Here is a 7796-nt window from a genome sequence, read left to right as displayed (position 1 = left end):
CCTTGAACGACATGCGTTAAAAGTTAGTTGAACCGCCGTATGCCGAACGGCACGTACGGTGGTGTGAGAGGGGCTAGAGATTATCCCCTACTCGATTAGTTGATAGTTTCGGACTAGATTCTTTACAATTGTTAAGGTTCTCGTTATAGGATACTTACTCCCTCTTTTTTGTTATATTAAACTCATAAAAAGATTGCAAATTTTTGTTCATTTTGATATATTCAATATATACAAAAAAACAAACTTGATGCTTAGTTGTGTATTCAGAAGGAGGTTATTTTTTAAAAAGTAAACGCTTACTTAGTGTCGAGAAAAAGAAATGAGGATTTTAATGAACAAAAGACTTTTCGATAAACGTTGTCATTATAGCATTCGTAAATTTGCTATAGGTGTGGCATCTGTGATGATTGGAGCTAGTATATTTGGCTTGTCGGCTGTACAAGCTGAGGACTTGTCTTCATCCAATACTCAGATAGAAGAAACAACGGTTCATCAACCCCAACCTTTAGATAAGCTTCCTGATGATGTGGCAGCTGCTATCGCAAAGGCTGATGAGAATGGTGGACGTGAGTTTGTAAAGCCAAAATCTGAAGCAACAGAAGAAAATGGGATTAAGGATACGGATTCTGCTAAACCTGTTAATGAAGGCAACCATGAATTGGCTGGTCCTAAAGTTGAAACTCCGAATAAAGTAGGAGAAGGAAACGAAGCTGAGGAGAAGCAAAAGTCTGAAGAGACAAATCCAAAGACTGCGGAAGAAAATCCGAAATCTACAGCAACAGTTGAGACAGATGTAAAAGAGGATGCTAAAAAGACTTTAGAAAAGGATCAGGTAAAACCGACTACAGATATCAAATCTTCTTCTGAAAAAACGCAAGCGCTTTCTAAAGAGTTAAGTAAAGCGGATGTTGAAAAAGAGAAGCAGCTATTATCAGATCGAAAACAAGATTTCAATAAAGATTGGTATTTTAAACTAAACGCCCAAGGAGATTTTTCAAAAAAAGATGTGGATGTTCATGATTGGTCTAAATTGAATCTTCCACACGATTGGAGTATTTATTTTGACTTCGATCACAAGTCTCCTGCTCGCAATGAAGGTGGTCAGTTAAATGGTGGAACAGCTTGGTATCGTAAGACTTTTACACTGAATGAAGCAGACAAGAACAAGGATGTTCGTATCAATTTTGATGGTGTTTACATGGATTCTAAAGTTTATGTAAACGGTAAATTTGTAGGACATTATCCAAGTGGTTACAATCATTTTTCTTATGATATTACAGAATTTTTGAACAAGGATGGCAGTGAAAATTCCATTACCGTTCAAGTGATCAATAAGCAACCAAGTAGTCGTTGGTATTCTGGAAGTGGGATTTATCGTGATGTAACCCTTAGTTATCGTGATAAAGTCCATGTTGCGGAAAATGGGAACCACATTACAACACCAAAATTAGCTGAACAAAAAAATAGCAATGTTGAAACACAAGTTCAAAGTAAGATTAAAAATACAGATAAAAAGGCTGCGAATGTCTTTGTGGAGCAACAGATTTTCACTAAGGAGGGTAAAGCTGTTTCAGAACTAGTTCGTTCTGCAACTAAGAGTTTGGCAGAAAATGAAACAGCACAATTTAATCAGAATATCTTGGTTAATCAGCCAACTCTTTGGACAACGAAAAGTTACCATCCTCAACTGTATGTGCTGAAAACAAAGGTTTATAAAGAAGATCAACTAGTTGATGTAACAGAAGATACATTTGGTTACCGTTATTTCAATTGGACTGCTAAGGAAGGTTTCTCTCTGAATGGTGAACGCATGAAATTCCACGGGGTAAGTATTCACCATGATAATGGAGCCTTGGGTGCAGAAGAAAACTATAAGGCTACCTACAGAAAATTAAAACTTCTGAAAGATATGGGAGTCAACTCCATTCGTACAACTCACAACCCGGCGAGCCCTCAGTTGCTAGATGCTGCGGCGAGTCTAGGACTTTTGGTTCAAGAGGAGGCTTTTGATACTTGGTATGGTGGCAAGAAGACTTACGACTATGGACGGTTCTTTGATCAAGATGCAACTCATCCTGAAGCTAAGAAGGGTGAGAAGTGGTCTGATTTTGATCTTAGAACAATGGTAGAACGTGATAAGAACAATCCGTCTATTGTGATGTGGTCTCTTGGAAATGAGGTAGAGGAGGCAAATGGTAGTCCTCGTTCTATTGAAACTGCTAAACGTTTGAAGACTGTTATCAAAGCGATTGATACTGAGCGTTACGTAACCATGGGTGAAAATAAATTTAGTCGTGCAGCGACAGGTGATTTCTTAAAAGTTGCAGAAATTATGGATGCTGTGGGTATGAACTATGGTGAACGTTTTTATGATGCGGTTCGTAGAGCGCATCCAGACTGGCTCATTTATGGTTCTGAAACCTCTTCAGCTACTAGAACGCGTGATTCTTATTACAATCCTGCTCGAATTCTTGGACATGATAACAGTCCAAATCGTCATTATGAACAATCTGATTATGGTAATGATCGTGTTGGATGGGGAAGAACAGCTACTGAGTCATGGACTTTTGACCGTGACCATGCTGGATATGCTGGACAATTTATCTGGACAGGAATTGACTATATCGGTGAACCAACTCCATGGCATAACCAAGATAATACGCCTGTGAAGAGTTCTTACTTTGGCATTATTGATACAGCTGGTTTACCAAAGAATGATTTCTACCTTTACCGTAGTGAGTGGTATAGTGATAAAGAAAAGCCAACTGTTCGCATTTTACCACATTGGAACTGGACTGAAGAGACTCTTAAGGAGCGCAAGATGCTGGTTGATGGAAAGGTTCCGGTTCGTACCTTCTCAAATGCAGCAAATGTTGAATTATTCTTAAACGGTCAGTCGCTTGGTAAAAAGGAATTTACTAAGAAAAGAACAGAAGATGGACGCCCTTATCATGAAGGAGCTAAACCAAGTGAATTGTATCTTGAGTGGCTTGTTAAGTACCAACCAGGTACACTGACTGCGATTGCTCGAGATGAAAATGGGAATGAAATTGCGCGTGATAGTGTGACAACTGCAGGGGAACCAGCAAGAGTTCGTCTAACTAAAGAAGAGCATGTTATCACTGCAGATGGTAAAGGTTTATCTTACATCCATTACGAAATTGTTGATAGTGACGGGAATGTTGTACCAACAGCGAATAATCTTGTTCATTTCAATCTGCATGGTCAGGGACAAATCGTTGGTGTAGATAATGGGGAACAAGCTAGTCGTGAGCGCTACAAAGCTCAAGCAGATGGAACATGGCAAAGACGTGCTTTCAATGGTAAAGGGGTTGTCATTGTAAAATCAACAGAAAAAGAAGGTAAATTTACTCTTTATGCAGATTCTGCTGGCTTGACATCTGATAGCGCAACAGTCGCGACTGTGTCTGGTAAGAAAGAAAACCATCACTTTGTAGCCTTTGCTCCTGTAAAAGCAACAACTGACGTGACTACAAATCCTGAATTGCCTCAAACAGTAACAGCTATTTATAGCGATGGCAGTGTTGAGGAAAAAACTGTCACTTGGGAAGTGCCATCTGACTTACTTACAAGTGCAGGTGAAAAGAAAGTATTTGGACGAGTGGAAGGTTTGGAAACCCAAGCTGAGGCACTTGTAAAAGTGGTTGCCTTAGATAAATGGTTGCCAAAAGTTGCTACAGTACCGGTTGGTACAAATGCGGCTGATTTGGATAAAACGTTCACAGCTGTTCTGACAGATGGTAGCTTAATTGATACAGAGGTTGTTTCTTGGACCTTGAAAGATCCTGCTGCTTTGACCAAGGAAGGGGGACGTACGGAGGCTACTGGTAAATTGGTAGATGACGACCGTGAAGTGACTGCAACCTTTATCGCAAGCAGCAAGGAAACAACAAGTAGCATTACAGGACTTACTGTTGGGGATAAAGCTCTTGAGAACTTCGAGTCTAGCAAGAATTATTACCGAGTATCTCTTCCTTACACTGCTAAAATCCCAAGTGTTGGAGCACAGACTACAGGCTATCAGGTAACTGTTCAGCAAGCTTCTTCTGATACTGGTTATCAGGCTTCTGTCTTCTTGAGTGACCAAAAGGGTGACTTGGTTCAAACTTACTTGATTCAATTCGTGAAGGAAGCACCTGCCTTGACCCGCTTGGAAGTAAACGTTGAAGGAAAAGAGAAGGCAACAGAAGACCAAGTTCTCCCTTATCATGTAATTGGGCATTATGAGGACGGTTCACAGACGGAATTTTCAGCGTCAGATGTCCACTTAGAAGCCAAGTCAGCTGATGGTGGTCATCTTGAGGTAAATGGACAGAACTTGTTGCTCTATACTAAGGGTCGTGTTACTCTAACTCCTCGTATTGACAATCAAACAGAAAAAACGCAATCTGTCGCAACTGAATTGGTGATTAAAGAAAATAAAGTAGAGAAGAAAATTGTCAAACTTCATCCAGTTTCTATCTCTACCGATATCAATCAGCAACCTAATTTACCTAGTCAAGTTGGAGCAGAATTTGATAAGGGTTTGCCTCGTAAGGTAGCTGTAACTTGGGACAAAGTAGCTGAAAAAGAATTGGGGCACTATCATAGCTTTACCATTAAAGGACATGTAGAAGGTACAGATATTGAGGCTCAAGCAACGGTGACGGTTGAAGGCTTGCAAGTTGCAGAGGAAATCAGCCTTACAGTACCTAAGGGTGAGTCGGTTCAATTGCCAGCTAATGTTCGTGCTTACCATTCTAATGGAACAACTATCTACAAAGATGTGGTTTGGAATCAGGTTCCAACCAACTTTAGTCAAACTGAAGGAGTCCATGAAATCAATGGTCGTTTAGTTGATAGTAATCTTACCACTAAAGCTCATGTTCGAGTGTCTAGTCAAGTTGTTGCTGGAAATAATATCTCTAAACAATGGACAGGCTCCCAATTGCCAGCTGCCATTGTATCAAATACAGGAGGAGATGATTCAGCTAATGCCTTGAACGACCTGACTGTGTCAAGAACGACAACAGGCGCTAAAAATAGATGGACTACTTGGAGAACAAATACTGATAATGACTGGGCTTCTATCTTGTTTGGTAATTCAGGAGACTTGACGAAACGTTTTGTCAACAATTTGTCGGTTGATTTTTATAGCGATAGAACAATTGGTCTTCCAAAAGAATACGTTATCGAATACTATGTAGGTCAGGAAGTTCCAGATCTTCCAAATGATGTCAATAATGCTCAACGAGATAGCAATCATCCATTTAATAATCCTGACAATTGGAAAGTAGTTGAAAACTTACATGCTCCAAGTCAGCTATCTGCAATTCAAACAAATCACTTTACATTTGATAAGGTAGAAACCTATGCTGTTCGTATACGCATGAAGAAAGCAGATGGAACAGCTGGTGTTGGTTTGACAGAGCTAACTGTTCTTGGAAATAAGGTAGTAAGCTCTACAAGTTCAGAGATTTCTATCCAAGTAGATGGTAAGGATCTTGAACACTTTAATCCATCTAAGACTGATTACTATATTCCTCAATCTAGCAAACAAATCACTGCAACAGCTAGCAATAATGGTTTGGTAACAGTTGTGCCTGCAACAAGTCCAAAAGGCGCAACGCGTTTCATCTTGAAAGCAGAAGATGGTACGGTATTGAAAGAATATCGAATCTTCCGTAATGATGAGAGAGAAACTAGTCAACCTCTTGCTGCAGAAAATGGTGCTAAAATCTTGAATGTTGGTGCTCAACTTCAATTGCCTGCTGAAGTGACAGTCTATTATCCTTCACAAGCTGGCTGGGTTAAGGCTAACCTTGCAGTTCAATGGGATGCCATTCCTGAACATGCGACAGAACAGGAGGGAAGTTTTGAAGTAACTGGTCATGTAATAGGTACAGATTTAAGCACCAAAATGCAAGTAACAGTTGTAGCTAAAGGTAACCAAGTTCTGTCAGAAAATCCAAGCAACAATGAAACGGATTCTAAAGCCTTTGCTTCGACAACGAATGATGTACAAGTAAATTCACATGATAGAATTTTCTACATCAATGATGGAAAATACATTGAGGACGGACGTTGGACAAACTGGTCTCGGACTCCGAAAAATCAAGAAACTTCTGTCGGACTACTCTTTAAGAAGGGCGGCAAAATTGCCTCCCAATCTATTGGAAAAGTAGCCATTCAATTCTTTAAAGATAGTGGAACAGATGCCCCAGAGAAAATGGTTCTAGAAAGATATATTGGTCCTGCCTTTACAGAACCAAGTACGATTTCTCGTTATGAAGAAAATGCCGACCATCCATTCAACAAGGCAGAAAATTGGGCACCAATTCCTTACAAAGCTTCTGGAGAAATCGTGGCTGGTAAGTCGATTGAATTTACATTTGATCCGATTCAGACAACAGCTATTCGAGCACGTTTGACTCGTAAATCTACAACTAATGGTCTAGCAGTAGTAGAGTTTAGTGCTTACTCTCCTGCTAAAGTAAGAGATGAAGAAACTCCTTCAGTGACTATTTCAGTTGCTGGAAAAGCATTGGAAAACTTTGATCCAAATGTGACAGATTATACTCTAACAACAATGGGTTCAAAACCAAAAGTCACTGCAACAACTAGTGGACATGGAGTAGTTACAGTTGTGGATCCTGGAAATACCAATCTTCCAACACTCGTTCGTCTTGTTTCTAAAGATGGAAATCTTATGAAAGAGTATCGTTTACACTTTAAGTCAGTCTTCCAAACAACACCAACAGAAGGCGTTAAGAACTTAGTAGCAGAAACTCTAAGCTTGGAAATTGAAAAGACTCCGCTTCCATTTAAAGAAGTTATTCGTGAAAATCCTGAACTTGCTCAAGGCCAACGTCGTGTTGTTTCTGAAGGACAAGATGGAGAAAAAGTTGACTATATTCAAGTTGTGGGAACTACTAGAACTATTGTTCATACTGAACAAAGAAAGGCTCAAGACCGCATTATCGAGGTAGGAGTGAAAGCATCTATTTCAAATAGCAAGGGCGAGGAGCCTGCGCTAGTCAATGAAGTCCCTGAATTCAAGGGAGGTACTAACTTTGTTGAAGGAGCAGTTAACGACATTTCAGAATACACAGGGAAACAATCAACTGTAGATAATCAGGTAGCACCAATCGCTGAGAAGCCTGACTTTAAAGACGGGGTAAATACAGGAGTGTCTCAAGATAGTAAACTTCCAGAGGATAAAGGTGATCCAGTAACAGTAGGAAATCAGGAAGTACCAGTTCGTGAGAAAACAGAGAATCCAGTACAGAACATAGCTAATAACCAGACTGCAGAAAGAAAGGCTTCAGCAGTCAAAGAAGATCAAAATAGCTTGCCAGAAACTGGTGAGAGAGAATCTGGTATAGCAATCTTCTTAGCAGGTGTTAGCTTGGCCTTGTCAGCAGCACTATTGGCTACAAAACGTAAAGAAGATTAGACTTTATCTCTAAAGCATTCTGATTTTTATAAATTGATCGAGGATTAAAAATTGAATCGATGAATGAGCAGAGCTACTATGATATAGAACCTCAATTTGAGGAGAAATATAGTAGATCCTTGCATGATAAAGCGCATCGTATTAAGGTTTTCAACACCTGATATTATGCGTTTTTTCTGAGGTTTAAGACTTTTCCCCAGTCTCTTTTCAGATGAATTCCTTGGTAGCGGCAAAAAAATATGCTACACTATTAATATGAAAATTTTAATCCCAACAGCAAAAGAAATGAACACAGATTTGCCAAGGATCGAGGCAACTCCTTTAAGACCAGAAAGTCAGA

1 protein-coding gene is annotated in these 7796 nt (G+C 39.7%); it reads left to right on the top strand.

The annotated features are described in order from the left end of the window. Window positions 1-331 precede the first annotated feature (331 nt). Window positions 332-7456 carry an SIALI-17 repeat-containing surface protein gene (locus CJ239_RS11235; protein ID WP_102211621.1) on the top strand — a complete coding sequence of 2375 codons (7125 nt, stop codon included), beginning with the start codon at window positions 332-334 and terminating at the stop codon, window positions 7454-7456. Window positions 7457-7796 lie beyond the last annotated feature (340 nt).

The sequence above is a fragment of the Streptococcus sp. UMB0029 genome (assembly GCF_002871495.1).
In the GTDB taxonomy this organism is placed as follows: domain Bacteria; phylum Bacillota; class Bacilli; order Lactobacillales; family Streptococcaceae; genus Streptococcus.
Note: the sequence above shows the minus strand (reverse complement) of the source record. Positions and strands in the feature narration are given on the sequence as shown.